Here is a 17,836-nt window from a genome sequence, read left to right on the forward strand (position 1 = left end):
CCCGCGCCGGCGTCAGGACACGATGCCGAGCTCGTGCGGGGTGTTGTTGAACCGTCGGCCGCCCTGCTCGGTGACCGTGACGATGTCCTCGATCCGCACCCCGAACCGGCCCGGCAGGTACACGCCGGGTTCGATCGAGAAGCACATGCCGGGGACGAGCGGCTGCTGCTCGCCCTCGACCAGGTACGGCGGCTCGTGCGTGGTGATGCCGATGCCGTGCCCGGTGCGGTGGATGAAGTAGTCGCCGTACCCGGCCTCGGTGATGACCCGGCGGGCGATCCGGTCGATCTCCTGGCAGGCGACGCCGGGCCGGACGGCCTCGAACGCGGTCTGCTGGGCCTGCCGGACGACGTCGTGGACCTTCCGCACCTCGTCCGGCACATCGGTGCCGACGTGCACGGTGCGGGTGGTGTCGGAGCCGTAGCCGTCCTTGAGGCCGCCGAAGTCCAGCACGACGGTGTCGCCGGCCTCGATGATCCGCTCGCCGGCCTCGTGGTGCGGGTTGGCGCCGTTGGGGCCGGAGCCGACCACGGTGAAGTCGACCTGGCTGTGCCCGTACTGGATCAGCAGCGCGCTGAGGTCGGCGGCCACGTCGGTCTCCCGGCGGCCGGCGAACTCCACCTCCAGGATGCCCCGGTAGGCGGCGTCGGCGGCGCCGCCGGCCGCGGCGAGGCGCTCCAGCTCGTCCGGTCCCTTGACCGCGCGCAGCATCGGCAGGGTCTCGGTGAGCGAGGTCCAGCCGGCGCCCGGCAGGGCGGACTGGAGGCCGAGCAGGTGCATCGCCCAGGTGTTGTCGGAGACGCCGTACCGCCCGGCCGGGTCCAGCAGCGGGACGGCGGTGGCGTACGGGTCCTGGCCGTCGGTCCAGTCGAGCAGCCGGACGGCGGGGGCGCCCTCGGCCCGCTCGGCGTCGGGGCGCTCCAGGGCGGGGACGATCAGCACGGGCTCGCGTCCGGCGGTGAGGACGAGGGCGGTGAGCCGTTCGGTGACCGCGGTCGGCCGGTAGCCGGTCAGGTGGACGAGGTCCGGGCCGGGGGCGACGACCAGTCCGGCGAGTCCGGCGGCGGTGGCGGCGGCGGTGGCCCGGTCGAGGCGGGTGCGGTAGTCCTCGGCGGTGAAGGGGCGGGGCATGCGGGACTCTCCAGGCGGGGGCATGCGGGTCTCCTGACGGTGCGGTGCGGTGCGGTCGACGGGCGGGCCGGTTGCGCGTCAACTCCAGCACGGGTGGTGCGTGTTCGTCACGGGTGCGGGTACGGGCGCGGGCACGGATGCGGGCGGCGGTCGGTGCGGGGTGGTCACGGGCGGCGCCGTCGCGTCACGGCCGGTGCGAGTCGGCGTAGTGCCGGAGGAAGAGCGCCTCGACGTTGGCCATGTGCTCGATCTCGGTGGGGTCGACGCTCTCGTTGGGCGCGTGGATGAGGCAGCGCGGCTCCTCGACGCCCATCAGGATGATCTCCGCCTCCGGGAAGGCCTGGGCGAACACGTTGCAGAGCGGGATCGAGCCGCCCTGGCCGAGGAAGGACATCGGCCGTCCGTAGACCTCCTGCATCGCCTTGTCGAGCGCGGAGTACGCCGGCCCGCCGGTGGCGGCGCGGAACGGCGAACCGGTGCTCTCCGGGGCCACCTCGATCCGCACGCCCCACGGCGCGGCGGCCTCCAGGTGGGCGGTGAGCGCGTCCCTGGCCGTGCCCGGGTCGGTCCCGGGCGGCACGCGCAGGCTGACCCGGGCCCGGGCGGTGGCCGGGATCGCGGCGGCGGACCCCACCACGGGCGGGCAGTCGATGCCGAGCACGGTGACGGCGGGCCGGGCCCACAGCCGGTCGGCGACGGTGCCGGAGCCGGTCAGCCGGACCCCGTCCAGGACGCCGGCGTCGGTGCGGAACTGCTGCTCGTCGTAGCCGACCCCGGCCCAGGTTCCGGTGCAGTCCAGCCCGTCGATCCGGGTACCGCCGTCGGTGTCGCGCAGCGAGTCGAGCACCCGGATCAGCGCGGCCAGCGCGTCCGGGGCCGGGCCGCCGAACATCCCGGAGTGCATGTCGCCGCCGAGCGCGGAGACGGTGACGACCACGTTCGCCAGACCGCGCAGCGAGGTGGTGGCGGTGGGGACGCCGACGGCGGCGTTCCCGGTGTCGCAGACCAGCAGCGCATCCGCGTGCAACTCGCCCGCGTGCGGCGGCACATAGGCCTCCAGGCCGCCGGTGCCCTGCTCCTCCGAGCCCTCGACGACCAGCTTGAGGCCGACCGGGAGGTCGTCGCCGAGGGCCCGCAGCGCGGTGAGGTGCATGACGATGTTGCCCTTGCAGTCGGCGGTGCCGCGCCCGTACCAGCGGCCGTCGCGCTCGGTCAGCTCGAACGGCGGGGAGGTCCAGGCGGCGTCGTCGAGCGGGGGCTGGACGTCGTAGTGGGCGTAGAGCAGGACGGTCGGCGCGCCGGGCGGCGGCGGGCGGTGGCCCACCACGGCGTGGCTGCCGTCCGGGGTCTCCTCCAGGTGGACGTCGCGCAGTCCGGCCTCGGTGAAGGCCGCGGCGACCCACTCCGCGGCCCGGCGGCAGTTCTCGGGCGGGTACTGGCGCGGGTCGGCGACGGAGGGGAGGGCGACCAGTTCGGCGAGGTCGGCCTTGGCGCGCGGCATCAGGTCGGCGATCCGGCGGGCGAGTTCGTCGGTCATGGGGGTCTCCTGCGGGAGCTGGGGCCGGGCGTCAGTTGCGGACGGTGTCGTCGAGCTTGAGGTCGGCGATCTTGTCCTTGATGGCGGCGAGCTTGTCCGGGCAGTACACCGAGAGCACGATCGACTCGGCGAAGACCACCTCGCGGTCGGAGAGCACCGGGCGCTGACCCGGGCCGGCCGCGCCGTTGGACATGCCGTACTTCCACTGGGCCTGCTTCAGCGCGTCGGCAGGGTCCTCGCAGACGGCTCCGCCGTCCTCGCCCAGGGTGTGCACGATCTGGTTCTGCGTGGGCACCGGGTAGCCGGCCGCGCTCAGCGCCGAACTCAGCTGCTCCGCCTTGCGGTTGGCCTCGTTGGTCTGGTGCAGCTGGGTGTAGGTGAGCAGGCCGGTGATCAGCATGCCGACCAGCAGCACGATCGCTCCGAGGTAGATCCAGCGGTGCCGGGAGGCCATCATGCCGGTCATGCCGCACCTCCGTCGTTCCGGGGGCCGTCCGCCCCCGCCCCGCCGAGTTCGGCGGCCTCCTGGGCGGCGAGCTCGGCCTGTGCCTCGGGCGAGCGCCACTCCGGCTTGCGCAGCCGCAGGAACAGGTACGGGATCAACAGGCCCAGCACCAGCAGTCCGCCGCCGACGATCAGCACGTACGACCAGACCGAGCCGCTGCCGAACTGCGAGGACGGTACGAAGCCGATCGCCATCGCCGCCGCCGAGGCCACCAGGCCGGTGACCGCGATCGGGACCAGCGCCGGGGCGTGGTAGCCGCGCGGGTGGTCGGGCTGGGTGCGGCGCAGCCGGATCGCCGCGGCGAACATCAGCAGGTAGACGATCAGGTACACCTGGGTGGTGATCACCGAGAAGACCCAGTAGGCACTGGAGACGTTCGGGATCAGCGCGTAGGCGAGGGCGATCACGGTGGTGACCACACCCTGGGTGACCAGCAGGTTCTGCTGGATGCCCTCCTTGTTGAGCCGCTGCAGGAACGGCGGGAGGTAGCCCTCCTGGCGGGAGATCAGCAGCAGGCCCTTGGACGGCCCGGCGAGCCAGGTGAGCATGCCGCCGAGCGAGGCGGCGACCAGCGCCACCGCGATCACCGGGGTCAGCCAGCCGATGTGGAAGTACTGGAAGAAGGCGTCGAAGGCCTGCATCACGCCGGCCGTCAGGCTGAGCTCGGCGGACGGCACCACCCAGCTGATCGCCAGCGCCGGGAGGATGAAGATCGCCAGCACCATCCCCGAGGCGGTGAACATCGAGCGCGGGAACTCCTTGGCGGGGTCGCGCAGCGAGGAGACGTGCACCGCGTTCATCTCCATGCCGGAGTAGCTGAGGAAGTTGTTGACGATCAGCACCAGGCTGGCCAGGCCGGTCCACTGCGGGAAGATGTGCGAGGCGTTCATCGGCGCGGCGGACTGGTTGCCCTGGCCGAGGAAGACCATGCCGAGCACGACGAGCAGCGTGCCGGGGATCAGCGTCCCGATGACCAGGCCCATGGAGGAGAGCCCGGCCACCGCCTTGGTGCCCCGGGAGGACACCCAGACGCCGGCCCAGTAGAGCACCATGATCACGATCGCGGTGTACAGGCCGTTGCTCGCCAGCGCGGGGTTGACCACATAGGCGATGGTCGAGGCCACGTACGCGAGCAGGGACGGGTAGTAGAAGATCGTCATCGCGAACTGGCACCAGACGGCGAGGAAGCCGAGGGGCTTCGACAGGCCCTCCGACACCCAGCGGTAGACGCCGCCCTCCCAGCCGGACGCCAGCTCGGCCGAGACCAGCGCGGTCGGCAGCAGGAAGACGATCGCCGGGAGCAGGTAGAGGAAGACGCAGGCGAGGCCGTAGACCGCCATGGTGGGCGCGGCGCGCAGGCTGGCCACCGAACTGGTGGTCATCAGGGCGAGCGTCAGCCAGGACATCCGGGGCGCATTGGCGATCCTGGTGGCCACCGAGCCGCTGCGCTCGCGGGCCGACCGCTGCGACGGGCCGTCCGGTGCGCCGCCGGGGGTGCCTCCGCCGGAGGTGCCGCCGAGGGGTGCGCCTGTGCCGGGACTGCCCCGGCCGGACGACGGTATGTCCATGGAACTCATGGGTCCTCCTGGGGTGGCCCGACAGCACTGGTCCGGGGTGTGGCCCCGGGGCGGGCCGTACCCGGCCAGTTCACCCGGTTGGCGATGCGGCCGCATGCGGCGTGCGTCCGGCCGGGTGAGCGGTGGTCAGGAGGGTGGTGGTCCGGTCCGGTTCGGGACCCGCCTCCGGTCCCGTCCGGGGCCTGCCTCCGGTCCGGTTCGGGGTCCGCCTCCGGTCCGGTTCGGGACCCGGCTCAGGTCCCGTTCGTGGCCCCGTTTCCCGCGCGGCCTCCGGCCGTCTCCCCGGCCGTCGGCTCCCGGAACGACGGCGGGCCGGGCACGGAATCGTAAACGCCGGGCGGACTGTCGGTGCCATGGTTCAGGATGACTGAATGTCATACGAACTTCAGGCGCTGATCGGCCCGGCGGAGCTGGTCGCGGTGGCGGCCGCCGAGGTTCCGGCCGCCCGCCCGCGGCCGCTCGCCCAGGGGCTGGCACTGATACCGGCGACCCCCGAGTTCCTGGCCGCCTTCCGCGGCGGCGAGGGGACTCCGCCGGCCCCGGGAGCCCCGTCCGCCCAGGGAGCACCGTCCGCCCCGGCGGCTCCGCGCGCCTCCGGCCCGGTGCCGTTCGACTGGTTCCCGGACGGCCTCGAACGCCGGCTCGCCGCCTGGTCCAAGGCCGCGCCGATCGCCTGCGTCGAGGCCGACTACTTCGGCGGCACCGGCACCCAGCGCGCCGCCGTCTGGGCCGACGGCCGGCTCGACGTCGGCCCCGTCACCAGCGGCGAGTTCGAACCCTTCCCGCCCGAGGGCAGTCCGATCTCCCAGGCCCTGCGGCGGCTCGGCGCCCGGGTGGGGGAGGGCGACGACGCCCGCGACGAGTTCGACGCGGTCGGGCTCGGGGCCCACCGGGCCACGGCCTCCTGGGTGTCCGGCGGCTGACGCCCGGCCGGCCGGACGACCTCTCACCCACGCACCCACTCACCCGCCGCGTGTCGTCGCGTGTCACCGCGTGTCGTGCACCGTTCGGCGTACACGCGGTGGCTGGGCCAAGGGGGCTGCCCCACGGTGTGAATCAGGTCAGGCATGACGCCCGATCTCCGAATCAGGCCTGACGCCCGATCTGTACCGAGAGGAAAGCATCCCCCATGCGCACCACCTGGACGGCCGCCGCGCTGACCGCAGCCCTCGCGCTGACCCCGGTCGCGACAGCCTCCGCCGCCGTCGGCAACGGAGCCGACGCCCCCCACCGCACGACCTTCTCCATCACCCCCGTGACCGTCCCCGGCCTCCCCGCAGTCCCGGCGCCCCCCAACGCCCCGATGCTGCCGGCGGGCTTCCCCGCCCTGCCCGCCCTGCCGGATCTCCCCGCGGCACCGGGGATCCCGGCGGCTCCCGCCGCCCCGGGCCTGCCGGCCGCCCCGGCGCTCCCCGCCGACGCCCCCGACCCGACCTCCGCCCTCGGCGGCGTGCTCGATCTCGTCGGCGGCCTGCTCTCGGCGGTCCCCGCCCTGCTCGGAGGGGTCGACCTCGGCGTCGTCCAGCAACTCCTGGCCTCCCTGGAGAGCACCCTCCAGGGGCTGCTCGGCCAGCTCCCGACGCCGCCCACCCTCCCGACCCTCCCCACCCCGCCGCCGACCGTGACACCCCCGACCGCGGTCACCCCGGCCGTCCCGGCCCCGCCGGCCTCCCTGGCGGACCAGCTGGCGACCCTCGAGTCCCGGACCAAGGCCCTCGGCGACGCGGTGGCGGCAGCCGCCGCCACCCGCTGACGCCGACCACCGACCGGCTGACGGCGACCGGCTGACGACAGCCCCGGCCGGAAGCCCACCCAGGGCTTCCGGCCGGGGCCGCCCGCTGCCCGGACCTCCACCGCCGACGGGCGGAGCGCGACCGGGGAGCACGACGAGGGCGCGGTGACGGGGCTGTCCCCGTCACCGCGCCCTCGCCCGGTCGCCGCCCCGGCAGCGGCCCGTGCCTAGCGGTAGTTGACGTACTGCAGCGCGAAGTCCAGGTCCTTGCCCTTGAGCAGGGCCTGCACGGTCTGGAGGTCGTCACGGCTCTTCGAGGTCACCCGGAGCTCGTCGCCCTGGACCTGGGCCTTGACGCCCTTCGGACCCTCGTCCCGGATGATCTTCGCGACCTTCTTGGCATCGTCCTGGGAGATGCCCTCCTTGATGTCCGCGAAGATCTTGTACTCCTTGCCGGACAGCTGCGGCTCCTTGGCGTCCAGCGCCTTGAGCGACAGGCCGCGCTTGATGAACTTGCTCTGGAGCACGTCCAGGATCGCCTTGACGCGCTCCTCGCCGTTGGCCTTCATCTCGATCGTCTCGCCGGAGCGCTTGATCTCGGCACCGACGTTCTTGAAGTCGAAGCGCGTGGAGATCTCGCGGGAGGTCTGGTTGATCGCGTTGTCGACCTCCTGCCACTCGACCTTCGAGACGATGTCGAAACTGGAGTCGGCCATGGGTGTTGGTCTCCTTGATGTTCTGGCTGCACTGACACGGCCCGCCCCACCGGGCGTCCGCCGTCCCAGCCTATCCAGCCGACCCCCGACCCCGCCCGGGACGCCCGCACCGCACCCGCCCGTCCGGCCCCGCGGAACCGGGTGGCGAACCACCCCCCGGCATCGGGTAAGGTTTACCCAGTCGAACGGGGCAAGCCCCGGAAGACAAACATCCTGGCTGGTTGCCCGAGCGGCCAAAGGGAGCAGACTGTAAATCTGTCGCGCAAGCTACGCAGGTTCGAACCCTGCACCAGCCACAGGATAGAGAAGCAGCCCCTGTCATGCGGAAACGCGTGGCAGGGGCTCTTTTCGTTGTCCGGGTGCTGATGGCGTGGGGTGTCGCGGGAAGCGGTCGGGTGGGGTGTCGGTGGTGGGGGTGCTCCGGGTTCGGGTTCGGGGCGGTCGGGGTTCTTCGGTCGGCGGCCGGCCTCCGGGTCAGGGGGGTGCGAGGAGGAGGGTGGCGGCGGCGGGGGTGTCGGGGGCGGTGTGGGTGGGGGTGGGGTGGGCCGGTGGGAGGGGTGGGGGAGGGGTCGGGGTGATCCAGATGGAGCGGAGGCCGGCGGCGTGGGCGCCGCGGAGGTCGGTGGCGGGGTTGTTGCCGACCATCCAGTCGGCGGGGCCGAGGGTGCGGCCGAGGCGGGCGGCGGCGAGGTGGAAGATCGCGGGCTCGGGTTTGCGGGCGCCGGCCTCCTCGGAGACGACCACGGCGTCGACGGCGGGGAGCAGGCCGGTGCGGGCGAGTTTGGCGCGCTGGATGTCGGTGCAGCCGTTGGTGACGACGGCGATGGGCCAGCCGGCCGCGCGCAGGGCGGCGAGGGCCTCGGGGGCGCCGGGGAGCGGGTGGGTGCGGGCGGCCTCGTGGGCGACGTGCTCCTCCCAGAGGTCGGCGCCGGTGCGCGGGAGGCCGTAGTGGGCGGCGATCCGGGCGAAGCCGGTGGGGGAGCGGTCGGCGCGGAGGAGCGCGAAGACGGTGGGGGCGGCCTCGGGCGGCAGGCCGTGGGCGGCGCAGAAGGCCGGCGTCCAGGCGTCGGGGCCGCCCTCGCGTTCGACCAGCGTGTGGTCCAGGTCGACCAGGAGCAGAGGCGGTGGCGGGGAGTGGGTGTACATGTGCGGAGAGTAGCGGATCGCCGGAGTCCGACTTATTGCGAATGACTTGCAATTACCTGTGGCAGGCAGCACAGTGGTGGAGCAGGGTGGGGCCGGACCGTTTCGGCTACTCCGCAGAGCAGTCCCGGTCGTGCGGAAGCGCGCCGGGAGTCCTCCTTCGCAGCTGATCGTCTTCCCAACCGGCGCCCGCCGGGACAGCGGTCCGCCCACCCCGCCCAAGCCGGTCGCCCCGGACCGTCAAAGAACCGTCAGGAGCCGGCCGGAGGGCGTCAAGGAGCCGTTCGGACCAGTGCCCGCGCCGCCGCGCGGCCCGCAGGATCGGATCACCGATCGACTGCGGAGGTCCCGTCCGATGCCCAGCCCCCTCGCCCTCCCCCCGGCCCTCGCCGCCGAGCCCGAGCCGCCCGGCACCGGCGCCGCGCCGCCCGACGCGGGCGGTGAGGACCGGCACCGGCTGACGGTGCCCGGCGGACTGGCGGCGCTCTCCCTGGACGCGATGGCCTCGGTGGCGTACGGGCCGGAGTCGATCGTGCTGGTGCTCGCGGCGGCGGGGGCGTACGGGCTCGGGTTCACCCTGCCGGTCACAGTGGCCATCGCGGTGCTGCTGGCGGTGCTGGTGGCCTCCTACCGGCAGGTGATCGCGGCGTTCCCGGACGGCGGCGGCTCCTACGCGGTGGCGAAGGCGCACCTGGGCCGGCGGACGGCGCTGACGGCCGCAGCCTCCCTGGTGATCGACTACGTGCTGAACGTCGCGGTCTCGGTGACGGCCGGTGTGGCGGCGCTGACCTCCGCCGTCCCGGGCCTGTACGAGGACCGGGTCTGGCTCTGCCTGGGCGTGCTGGCGCTGGTGACGGCGGTGAACCTGCGCGGGATCGCCGAGTCCGCCCGCTGGTTCATGGCGCCCACGGCGGTCTTCGTGCTGTCGATCCTGGCGATCGTCGTGGTCGGCCTGTTCCGGGACGCGCCGGCGAGTACCGAGGCGGCCGCCGGGCACGCCTCGGTGCTGACGGAGAACGCCACGGCGGTCGGCGCACTGCTGCTGCTCAAGGCCTTCGCGGCCGGCTGCTCGGCGCTGACCGGCGTGGAGGCGGTGGCGAACGCCGTCCCGTCCTTCCGCGCGCCGGGCGTGAAGCGCGCCCAGCGCACCGAGGTCGTGCTCGGCGCGCTGCTCGGCGTGATGCTGATCGGACTGGCCGTGCTGATCGGCCGCTTCCACCTGCAGCCGGTCGAGGGCGTGACCGTGCTCGCCCAGCTGGCCGACGCCTCGCTCGGCCACGGCGCCGGCTTCTACGTCGTCCAGTGCGCCACCGTCGTCCTGCTCGGCCTGGCCGCCAACACCTCCTTCGGCGGCCTGCCCGTCCTGCTGCACCTGCTGGCCCGCGACAACCACCTGCCGCACGTCTTCGCCCTGCGCGCCGACCGCCAGGTGCACCGCCACGGCGTGCTGTTCCTGGCCGCCGTCTCGGCCGTGCTGCTGGTCGCCTCCGGCGGCGACGTCAACAGCCTGGTCCCGCTCTTCGCGATCGGCGTCTTCGTCGGCTTCACGATCTGCCAGGTCGGCATGGTCCGGCACTGGGCGCTGGAGAAGCCGGCCCACTGGCGGGCCAGGGCCGCGCTGAACGGTTTCGGCGCGCTGCTCACCGGCACCGCGGCCCTGGTCGTCACCGGCACCAAGTTCGCCGAGGGCGCCTGGGGCATCTGCCTGGCCCTGCCCCTGCTGGTGCTGCTCTTCGAGGCGGTCCACCGCGGCTACGCCCGGATCGGCGAGCGGCTGGAACTCGGCCGCGTCCCCGGCCCGCTCACCCCGCAGCGCAGCCTGGTCGTCGTCCCGGTCACCGCGATCACCCGACTCACCCGCGACGGCCTCTCCGCCGCCCTCTCCCTCGGCGACGAGGTGATGGCCGTCACCGTCGTCCACGACCGCGCCGAGACCGAGACGCTGCGCCGGGACTGGGAGCTGTGGGCCCCGGGCGTCCCGCTGGTGGAGATCCCGGACGGCCACCGCCGGCTGGGGCAGCCGATCGCGGACTTCGTGAACGGGCTCGCCGCCGAGCACGCCTACGACCGCCTCACCGTCCTCATCCCCGAGGTCGAGCCGGCCCGGCCCTGGCAGCGCGCGCTGCAGAACCGCCGGGGCGCCGTCATCGACCGGGCCCTGCGCCGGCACACCGACGCGGTGGTCTGCCGGCTCCGGATGCGGATGTGACGAGGGCCGGAGCCCGTGCGGGGGGGGGATTGGTGCCGGGTGAATTGGCATCTTATGTCCGGATGTAAGCGAGCCGATCGTCATATCTTGACGATGTCTTAACGGCCCTCCGGCAGCCCGCCGAAATGCCTCCGTCCCGCCCGGAACGCCCCACCCATAGCGGCTCCTACCTGCGGAAACATCCCGCCGCTCGGGCGTGCGGGGCGTCCCGCGCACGCCATGACGGCCCATTGCGCGCCCGGTGTGCGCCCTTACGCTCGCCCATGTGTTCAACCTGCCCCAGGCGCTCAAGCGCCTAGTGATCGGCCGGGCCATGCGCAGCGAGGAGCTCGGCGAGACGCTGCTCCCCAAGCGCCTGGCCCTGCCGATCTTCGCCTCCGACCCGCTCTCCTCGGTCGCCTACGCGACCCAGGAGATCCTGCTGGTGCTCACCGTCGGTGGCGCCGCCTTCCTCAACCTGACCCCGTGGGTCGCGGCCGGCGTGGTCGCGCTGATGGCGGTCGTGGTGATGTCCTACCGCCAGGTCGTGCACGCCTACCCCAGCGGAGGCGGCTCCTACGAGGTGGTGTCGCGCAACCTGGGCGCCAACTCGGGCCTGGTGGTGGCCGCCTCGCTGCTGGTCGACTACGTGATGACGGTCGCCGTCTCGGTGGCCTCCGGCGTCGACAACATCATCTCGGCGCTGCCCTCGCTGGCGGACCACCGGGTGGAGCTGGCGGTCGGCTTCGTCGTCCTGCTGATGGCGGTGAACCTGCGCGGTGTCCGGGAGTCCGGCAAGGCCTTCGCCGCGCCGACCTACCTGTTCATCGGCGGCATCCTGCTGATGGTGGTCACCGGGCTGGTCCGGGTGGCGCTCGGCGACGCCCCGGTGGCGGCCAGTGCCGCGTACGGGATCGTGCCGGAGGACGGCAAGGACACCCTGGCCGGGCTGGGGCTGCTGATGCTGGGCCTGCGCGCCTTCGCCTCCGGCTGCACGGCGCTGACCGGGGTGGAGGCGATCTCCAACGGCGTGCCGGCGTTCCGGGCGCCGAAGTCGAGGAACGCCGCCGCGACGATGGCCGTGATGGGCACCACGGCGGTGGTGATGTTCATCGGCATCACCGCGCTGGCGCTGATCTCCGAGGTCCACATCGCCGACAACGCCTGCCACCTCACCGGCTTCCCGGGGGACTGCGCGACCGCGCCGCAGCAGACCGTGATCGCCCAGCTGGCCGCGGCGATCCTCGGCGGGGACGGCAGTGTCCTCTTCTACTTCATCCAGGCGGTCACCGCGCTGGTGCTGATCCTGGCCGCCAACACGGCGTTCAACGGCTTCCCGCTGCTGGCCTCGATCCTGGCCGAGCACCGCTACCTGCCCCGGCAGATGCACACCCGCGGCGACCGGCTCGCCTTCTCCAACGGCATCATCGCGCTCGCGGTGGTGGCCGGCGGCCTCCTCTGGCTGTACGACGCCGACGTCACCAGCCTGATCCACCTCTACATCCTGGGCGTCTTCACCTCCTTCACGCTGTCGCAGATCGGCATGGTGAAGCACTGGAACCGGGCCCTGGCCACCGAGACCGACCCGGCGGTGCGGGGCGCCGCCCAGCGCTCCCGGGTGATCAACTTCTTCGGCGCGGTCACCACCGCGCTGGTGCTGGTCGTCGTGCTGCTGACCAAGTTCACCCAGGGCGCCTGGCTGGCCGTGGTCGCGGCGGCGGTGCTGTGGGTGATGATGCGCGGCATCCGCCGGCACTACGACGGCGTCGCCGAGGAACTGGCGGTGGACGACCCGGAGGCCGAGTCGGTGCGGCCGTCCCGGGTGCACGGCATCGTGCTGGTCTCCAAGGTGCACAAGCCCACCCTGCGGGCGGTCGGCTACGCGCAGGCGTTCGCGCCGGACTCGCTGGAGGCGCTCACGGTCGCGGTCGAGCCGGAGGCCACCGGGGAACTGGAACGCCGCTGGGAGGAACTGGCCCTGCCGGTGCCGCTGAAGGTGCTGGACTCGCCGTACCGGGAGATCACCAGGCCGGTGGTCCAGTACGTGCGGGACTACCGGCGGACCAGCCCGCAGGACGCGGTGGCGGTGTTCATCCCGGAGTACGTGGTCGGTCACTGGTGGGAGCACCTGCTGCACAACCAGTCGGCGCTCTGGCTGAAGAGCCGGCTGCTGTTCACCCCGGGGGTGATGGTGATCAGCGTGCCGTGGCAGCTGACCTCCTCCAACCGGGCGGACCGGCCCTCGGGACGGGCCCCGGGCGCGGTCCGGCGCGGTGAGCCCGTGGTGCGGCGGGAGCGGGAGAAGCTGCAGGCCCCCGAACACGCGTAGGCGCCGGTCGAGGACGCACGCGGCCCCGGACAGCACCCTGCTGACCGGGGCCCCGCCATGTCCGGAACGGGCCCGGTCACAGCCCGGACAAGGCCCCGTATGGAGCCCGTCAACAATCGAACGGGCGCCGTATGGAGGGCGTCAAGAACGCCGTTGACGCTCCGTGAGCGCGGTTGGCTGGGCCTTGCCGGCCTCTCCGCCGGCGCGCCGTGCCGGCACCTGAACGCGGGCCGCGGCCACCTCCGAACCACCGTGGTGGAGTCCATGTCCGATCTCATCTACGTCGTCGTCACGGTCGCCGTGTTCGGCGTGATCGCCCTGATCGCGCGGGGGGTGGAGAAGCTGTGAGCGCAGAGAACGTCGCAGGTCTCATCGTGGCGGTGGCCCTCGTCGGCTACCTCGTCCTCGCGCTGATCTACCCGGAGAAGTTCTGACATGAGTTCGACTCTCGCGGGCTGGCTGCAGGTCCTCGCCCTGGTGGGCGCGCTGGCCCTGTGCTACCGCCCCCTGGGTGACTACATCGCCCACACCCTCACCTCGAAGAAGCACCTGAGAGCCGAGAAGGCCCTCTACAAGGTGATCGGCGTGGACGCCGACGCCGACCAGCGCTGGCCGGTCTACCTGCGTTCGGTGCTGGCGTTCTCGGCGGTGTCCGTCCTCTTCCTCTACACGCTGATCCGGGTGCAGCAGTGGCTGCCGCTGGGTCTGGGCGTGGACCAGATGTCCGGCCACCAGGCGTGGAACACCGCGATCTCCTTCGTGGCCAACACCAACTGGCAGTCCTACAGCGGCGAGGCCGCGATGGGGCACCTGGCCCAGATGGCCGGTCTGGCGGTGCAGAACTTCGTCTCCGCCGCCGTCGGCATCGCGGTGGTCGCCGCCCTGATCCGGGGCTTCACCCGCAACCGCACCGACCGGCTGGGCAACTTCTGGGTGGACCTCACCCGGATCGCGGTCCGGCTGCTGCTGCCGGTCTCGATCGTGTTCGCGCTGGCCCTGGTGGCCACCGGCGTGGTGCAGAACTTCCACGGCTTCCACGAGGTGGCCACGCTGGCGGGCGACCCGCAGTCGGTCCCGGGCGGGGCGGTGGCCTCGCAGGAGGTCATCAAGCTGCTGGGCACCAACGGCGGCGGCTTCTACAACGCCAACTCGGCGCACCCGTTCGAGAACCCGACCGGGCTGAGCAACTTCCTGGAGATCTTCCTCATCCTGGTGATCCCGTTCGCGCTGCCGCGGGCCTTCGGCCGGATGGTCGGGGACAACCGCCAGGGCTACGCGATCGTCTCGGTGATGGGCCTGTTCTGGGTCGCCTCGGTGGCCCTGCTGACCCTGGCCGAGTCGCACCACGCGGGAACCGCCCTGCAGTCGGCGGGCGGGGCGATGGAGGGCAAGGAGCAGCGGTTCGGCATCGCGGCGTCCAGCCTGTTCGCGGCCTCGACGACGCTGACCTCGACCGGTGCGGTGAACTCCTTCCACGACTCGTACACCGCGTTCGGCGGCGGGCTGACGATGTTCAACATGATGCTGGGCGAGATCGCGCCCGGCGGTGTGGGCTCGGGCCTGTACGGGATGCTGGTGCTGGCGATCGTCGCGGTGTTCGTGGCCGGTCTGATGGTCGGCCGCACCCCGGAGTACCTGGGCAAGAAGCTCGGCGGCCGGGAGATGAAGTTCGCCTCCCTCTACATCCTGACCACGCCGACCCTGGTGCTGGTCGGCACCGGTGTCGCCATGGCGCTGCCGGGAGAGCGGGCCGGGATGCTGAACTCCGGCGCCCACGGCTTCTCCGAGGTGCTGTACGCGTTCACCTCGGGTGCCAACAACAACGGTTCGGCGTTCGCCGGCATCACGGTGAACACGGACTGGTACGACACCGCGATCGGTCTGGCGATGGTGTTCGGCCGGTTCCTGCCGATGGTCTTCGTCCTGGCTCTGGCCGGCGCGCTCGCCCAGCAGCAGCCGGTCCCCGCCACCCCGGGCACCCTGCCCACCCACAAGCCGCTGTTCGTGGGCCTGCTGTCGGGCGTCGTCCTGATCGTCGTCGGCCTCACCTACTTCCCGGCCCTGGCTCTCGGGCCGATCGCGGAAGGTCTCTCCTGATGTCGTCCACCATGACCGAAGAATCCGAGCGGGCCGAGAAGCCGGTCCCGCAGCCGGAGACGTCGTCCGCCGGGTCGCCGCACAGAGTGTCCGGCGGCCTGCTCGACCCGAAGCTGGTCCTGGCGTCGCTGCCGGACGCGGTGAAGAAGCTCGACCCCCGGGTGATGGTCAAGAACCCGGTGATGTTCGTGGTCGAGGTCGGCTCGGTCGTCACCACGGTCGCCGCGATGGCCGACCCCAGTGTGTTCGCCTGGGCGATCACGGTGTGGCTCTGGCTGACCACGGTCTTCGCCAACCTGGCCGAGGCCGTCGCCGAGGGCCGCGGCAAGGCGCAGGCGGACACCCTGCGCCGGACCAAGACCGACGCCGTGGCCCGCCGCCTCACCGACTGGCCGCGCTCGCGGGCCGAGGAGGAGGTCGCCGGTACCGCGCTGCGGCTCGGTGACCACGTGGTGGTCGAGGCCGGCCAGGTCATTCCCGGGGACGGCGACGTCGTCGAGGGCGTCGCCTCCGTCGACGAGTCGGCGATCACCGGTGAGTCCGCGCCGGTGATCCGCGAGTCGGGCGGCGACCGCTCGGCCGTGACCGGCGGCACCAAGGTGCTGTCGGACCGGATCGTGGTGAAGATCGCCTCCGAGCCCGGCAAGTCCTTCATCGACCGGATGATCGCCCTGGTCGAGGGCGCCGCCCGGCAGAGGACGCCGAACGAGATCGCGCTCAACATCCTGCTGGCCTCGCTGACCATCGTCTTCCTGGTGGCGGTCGTCACCCTGCAGCCGATGGCCACCTACGCCGGCGCCCCGCAGTCGATGATCGTGCTGGTCGCGCTGATCGTGGCGCTGATCCCGACCACCATCGGCGCACTGCTCTCGGCGATCGGCATCGCCGGCATGGACCGCCTCGTCCAGCGCAACGTGCTGGCGATGTCGGGCCGGGCCGTCGAGGCGGCGGGCGACGTCAACACCCTGCTGCTCGACAAGACCGGCACCATCACCCTCGGCAACCGCCAGGCCGCCGAGTTCCAGCCCGCCGAGGGCGTCGCGGTCGGGGATCTCGCGGACGCCGCACAGCTCTCCTCGCTCGCCGACGAGACCCCCGAGGGCCGCTCGATCGTCGTCCTGGCGAAGACCGAGTACGGTCTGCGGGCCCGCGCCCAGGGCGAGTTGACGCACGCCACCTGGGTGCCGTTCACCGCGCAGACCCGGATGTCGGGCGTGGACCTCGACGAGGCCGACGGCGTGCACCAGGTCCGCAAGGGCGCGGCGGGTTCGGTCACCAACTGGGTCACCGAGAACGGCGGCACGGTCGGCAAGGACGTCGCCGACCTGGTCGACGGGATCTCCGCGGCCGGTGGCACCCCGCTGGTCGTGGCCACCAGGACCGGCGACACGCCGGCCCGGGTGCTCGGTGTGATCCACCTCAAGGACGTGGTCAAGGAGGGCATGCGGGAGCGGTTCGACGAACTGCGCCGGATGGGCATCAGGACCGTCATGATCACCGGCGACAACCCGCTGACCGCCCGGGCGATCGCGGAGGAGGCGGGCGTGGACGACTTCCTCGCCGAGGCCACCCCCGAGGACAAGATGGCCCTGATCAAGAAGGAGCAGGCCGGCGGCAAGCTGGTCGCGATGACGGGCGACGGCACCAACGACGCCCCCGCCCTCGCCCAGGCCGACGTCGGTGTCGCGATGAACACCGGGACCATGGCGGCCAAGGAGGCCGGCAACATGGTCGACCTGGACTCCGACCCGACCAAGCTGATCGAGATCGTCGAGATCGGCAAGCAGCTCCTGATCACCCGCGGCGCGCTGACCACCTTCTCCATCGCCAACGACGTCGCCAAGTACTTCGCGATCATCCCGGCGATGTTCGCGGCGGTCTACCCGGGCCTGGACAAGCTCAACATCATGCAGCTGCACAGCCCCCAGTCCGCGATCACCTCGGCCATCGTCTTCAACGCCCTGGTCATCGTCGGTCTGATCCCGCTGGCCCTGCGCGGGGTGAAGTACCGCCCCTCCGACGCCAGTTCCCTGCTGCGTCGCAACATCGGCCTCTACGGCCTCGGCGGCCTGGTCGTCCCGTTCGTCGGCATCAAGCTGATCGACCTGGTCGTCCAGTTCGTCCCCGGCCTCAACTAGTACGAGAGGAGAGACGCATCATGTCCAAGCCCCTGCCCACCGCCGTGCGCACCCACCTCACCGCGCTGCGCGCCCTGCTGGTCCTGACGGTGCTCCTCGGCATCGCCTACCCGCTGCTGGTCACCGGCATCTCCCAACTGGCCTTCGCGGACAAGGCGAACGGCTCGATCGTGAAGGTCGACGGCAAGGAGGCCGGCTCCGGCCTGCTGGGCCAGAACTTCAACCTCCCCAAGCAGAACCCGGACGACCCGGACGAGGCCCCCCGCCCCGACCCGCAGTGGTTCCAGCCCCGTCCGGGCGCCTACGACCCCAAGGCCTCCGGCGCCTCCAACCTGGGCCCCAACAGCGAGGACCTCGCCAAGAACATCGAGGACCGCCGCCAGGCCGTCGCCGCGTTCGACGGCGTCGACCCGGCGAGCGTCCCGGTGGACGCCCTCACCGCCTCCGGCTCGGGCCTCGACCCGCACATCTCCACCGCCTACGCCGAGCAGCAGGTCGACCGGGTCGCCAAGGCCCGCAACCTGCCGGTGGATACCGTCCGCAAGCTGGTCGAGAAGAACACCGACGGCCGCTCCCTCGGCTTCCTCGGACAGCCGGGCGTCAATGTCGTCCTGCTCAACAAGGCGCTGGTGGAACAGAAGTGACGACGGATCGGCCGATCGGCTGAGGCGGGCCGGTCCGGGCCGGGGCGAGTGCCCCGGCCCGGACCGGCCCGCCGTCCGTCCCCGTGCGACCCGTCCCCT

15 protein-coding genes and 1 tRNA gene are annotated in these 17,836 nt (G+C 72.4%); 10 read left to right on the forward strand and 6 right to left on the reverse strand.

Annotated elements, in window-relative coordinates; translation table 11 throughout:
* Positions 1 to 12: 12 nt before the first annotated feature.
* From BLU95_RS22825 to gadC, 4 genes are all read right to left on the reverse strand, one after another.
* Positions 13 to 1,131 (reverse strand): aminopeptidase P family protein, encoded by a 1,119-nt coding sequence (locus tag BLU95_RS22825; RefSeq protein ID WP_231977744.1) that lies wholly within the window; start codon positions 1,129 to 1,131, stop codon positions 13 to 15.
* Between the two features lie 184 nt (positions 1,132 to 1,315).
* A complete protein-coding gene (locus BLU95_RS22830; RefSeq protein ID WP_093861670.1) occupies positions 1,316 to 2,668 on the reverse strand; it encodes a dipeptidase in 1,353 nt (450 codons plus the stop codon).
* A 31-nt stretch (positions 2,669 to 2,699) separates the two neighbouring features.
* Positions 2,700 to 3,134: a hypothetical protein gene (locus tag BLU95_RS22835; RefSeq protein ID WP_093861671.1), complete on the reverse strand. Its 435-nt coding sequence runs from the start codon at positions 3,132 to 3,134 to the stop codon at positions 2,700 to 2,702.
* The gene (gene gadC / locus BLU95_RS22840; protein ID WP_231978824.1) at positions 3,131 to 4,579 is read right to left on the reverse strand and encodes a glutamate/gamma-aminobutyrate antiporter GadC; all 1,449 of its coding nucleotides are present in this window, start codon (positions 4,577 to 4,579) and stop codon (positions 3,131 to 3,133) included. Before gadC ends, BLU95_RS22835 begins: the two co-directional genes overlap by 4 nt.
* A gap of 542 nt (positions 4,580 to 5,121) precedes the next feature.
* Here gadC and BLU95_RS22845 point away from each other — a divergent pair.
* The gene (locus BLU95_RS22845; protein ID WP_197698610.1) at positions 5,122 to 5,673 is read left to right on the forward strand and encodes a hypothetical protein; all 552 of its coding nucleotides are present in this window, start codon (positions 5,122 to 5,124) and stop codon (positions 5,671 to 5,673) included.
* Positions 5,674 to 5,879: 206 nt separating this feature from the next.
* Positions 5,880 to 6,503, forward strand: coding sequence for a hypothetical protein (locus BLU95_RS22850; RefSeq protein ID WP_093861673.1), 624 nt, complete (start codon positions 5,880 to 5,882; stop codon positions 6,501 to 6,503).
* 206 nt (positions 6,504 to 6,709) lie between these two features.
* On the opposite strand, the gene BLU95_RS22855 is transcribed toward BLU95_RS22850, so the two are convergent.
* Positions 6,710 to 7,198 carry a YajQ family cyclic di-GMP-binding protein gene (locus tag BLU95_RS22855; protein WP_093861674.1) on the reverse strand — a complete coding sequence of 163 codons (489 nt, stop codon included), beginning with the start codon at positions 7,196 to 7,198 and terminating at the stop codon, positions 6,710 to 6,712.
* Between the two features lie 215 nt (positions 7,199 to 7,413).
* On the opposite strand from BLU95_RS22855, the gene BLU95_RS22860 reads away from it, so the two are divergent.
* Positions 7,414 to 7,494, forward strand: a tRNA-Tyr gene (locus BLU95_RS22860).
* A 178-nt stretch (positions 7,495 to 7,672) separates the two neighbouring features.
* On the opposite strand, the gene BLU95_RS22865 is transcribed toward BLU95_RS22860, so the two are convergent.
* On the reverse strand, positions 7,673 to 8,344 hold the full coding sequence (locus tag BLU95_RS22865) for an HAD family hydrolase (RefSeq protein WP_093861675.1): 672 nt from the start codon (positions 8,342 to 8,344) through the stop codon (positions 7,673 to 7,675).
* A gap of 352 nt (positions 8,345 to 8,696) precedes the next feature.
* On the opposite strand from BLU95_RS22865, the gene BLU95_RS22870 reads away from it, so the two are divergent.
* The 7 genes from BLU95_RS22870 (at position 8,697) to kdpC (ending at position 17,737) form a co-directional block, all read left to right on the forward strand.
* Positions 8,697 to 10,550 (forward strand): APC family permease, encoded by a 1,854-nt coding sequence (locus tag BLU95_RS22870; RefSeq protein WP_093861676.1) that lies wholly within the window; start codon positions 8,697 to 8,699, stop codon positions 10,548 to 10,550.
* A gap of 313 nt (positions 10,551 to 10,863) precedes the next feature.
* The gene (locus BLU95_RS22875; RefSeq protein WP_093865061.1) at positions 10,864 to 12,858 is read left to right on the forward strand and encodes an APC family permease; all 1,995 of its coding nucleotides are present in this window, start codon (positions 10,864 to 10,866) and stop codon (positions 12,856 to 12,858) included.
* 153 nt (positions 12,859 to 13,011) lie between these two features.
* Positions 13,012 to 13,206: a hypothetical protein gene (locus BLU95_RS22880; protein ID WP_093861677.1), complete on the forward strand. Its 195-nt coding sequence runs from the start codon at positions 13,012 to 13,014 to the stop codon at positions 13,204 to 13,206.
* On the forward strand, positions 13,203 to 13,292 hold the full coding sequence (gene kdpF / locus BLU95_RS22885) for a K(+)-transporting ATPase subunit F (RefSeq protein WP_037779658.1): 90 nt from the start codon (positions 13,203 to 13,205) through the stop codon (positions 13,290 to 13,292). The genes BLU95_RS22880 and kdpF overlap by 4 nt, the downstream gene beginning before the upstream one ends.
* A gap of 1 nt (position 13,293) precedes the next feature.
* Positions 13,294 to 14,955, forward strand: a complete 1,662-nt coding sequence (kdpA, locus tag BLU95_RS22890; protein ID WP_093861678.1) for a potassium-transporting ATPase subunit KdpA — start codon at positions 13,294 to 13,296, stop codon at positions 14,953 to 14,955.
* Between the two features lie 11 nt (positions 14,956 to 14,966).
* Complete coding sequence (gene kdpB, locus BLU95_RS22895; RefSeq protein WP_093865062.1) at positions 14,967 to 17,093, forward strand: potassium-transporting ATPase subunit KdpB; 2,127 nt, start codon at positions 14,967 to 14,969, stop codon at positions 17,091 to 17,093.
* Between the two features lie 20 nt (positions 17,094 to 17,113).
* Positions 17,114 to 17,737: a potassium-transporting ATPase subunit KdpC gene (gene kdpC, locus BLU95_RS22900; RefSeq protein WP_093861679.1), complete on the forward strand. Its 624-nt coding sequence runs from the start codon at positions 17,114 to 17,116 to the stop codon at positions 17,735 to 17,737.
* Positions 17,738 to 17,836: the final 99 nt, after the last annotated feature.

Origin of the sequence: Streptomyces sp. TLI_053, assembly GCF_900105395.1 — a bacterium.
Taxonomy (GTDB): domain Bacteria; phylum Actinomycetota; class Actinomycetes; order Streptomycetales; family Streptomycetaceae; genus Kitasatospora.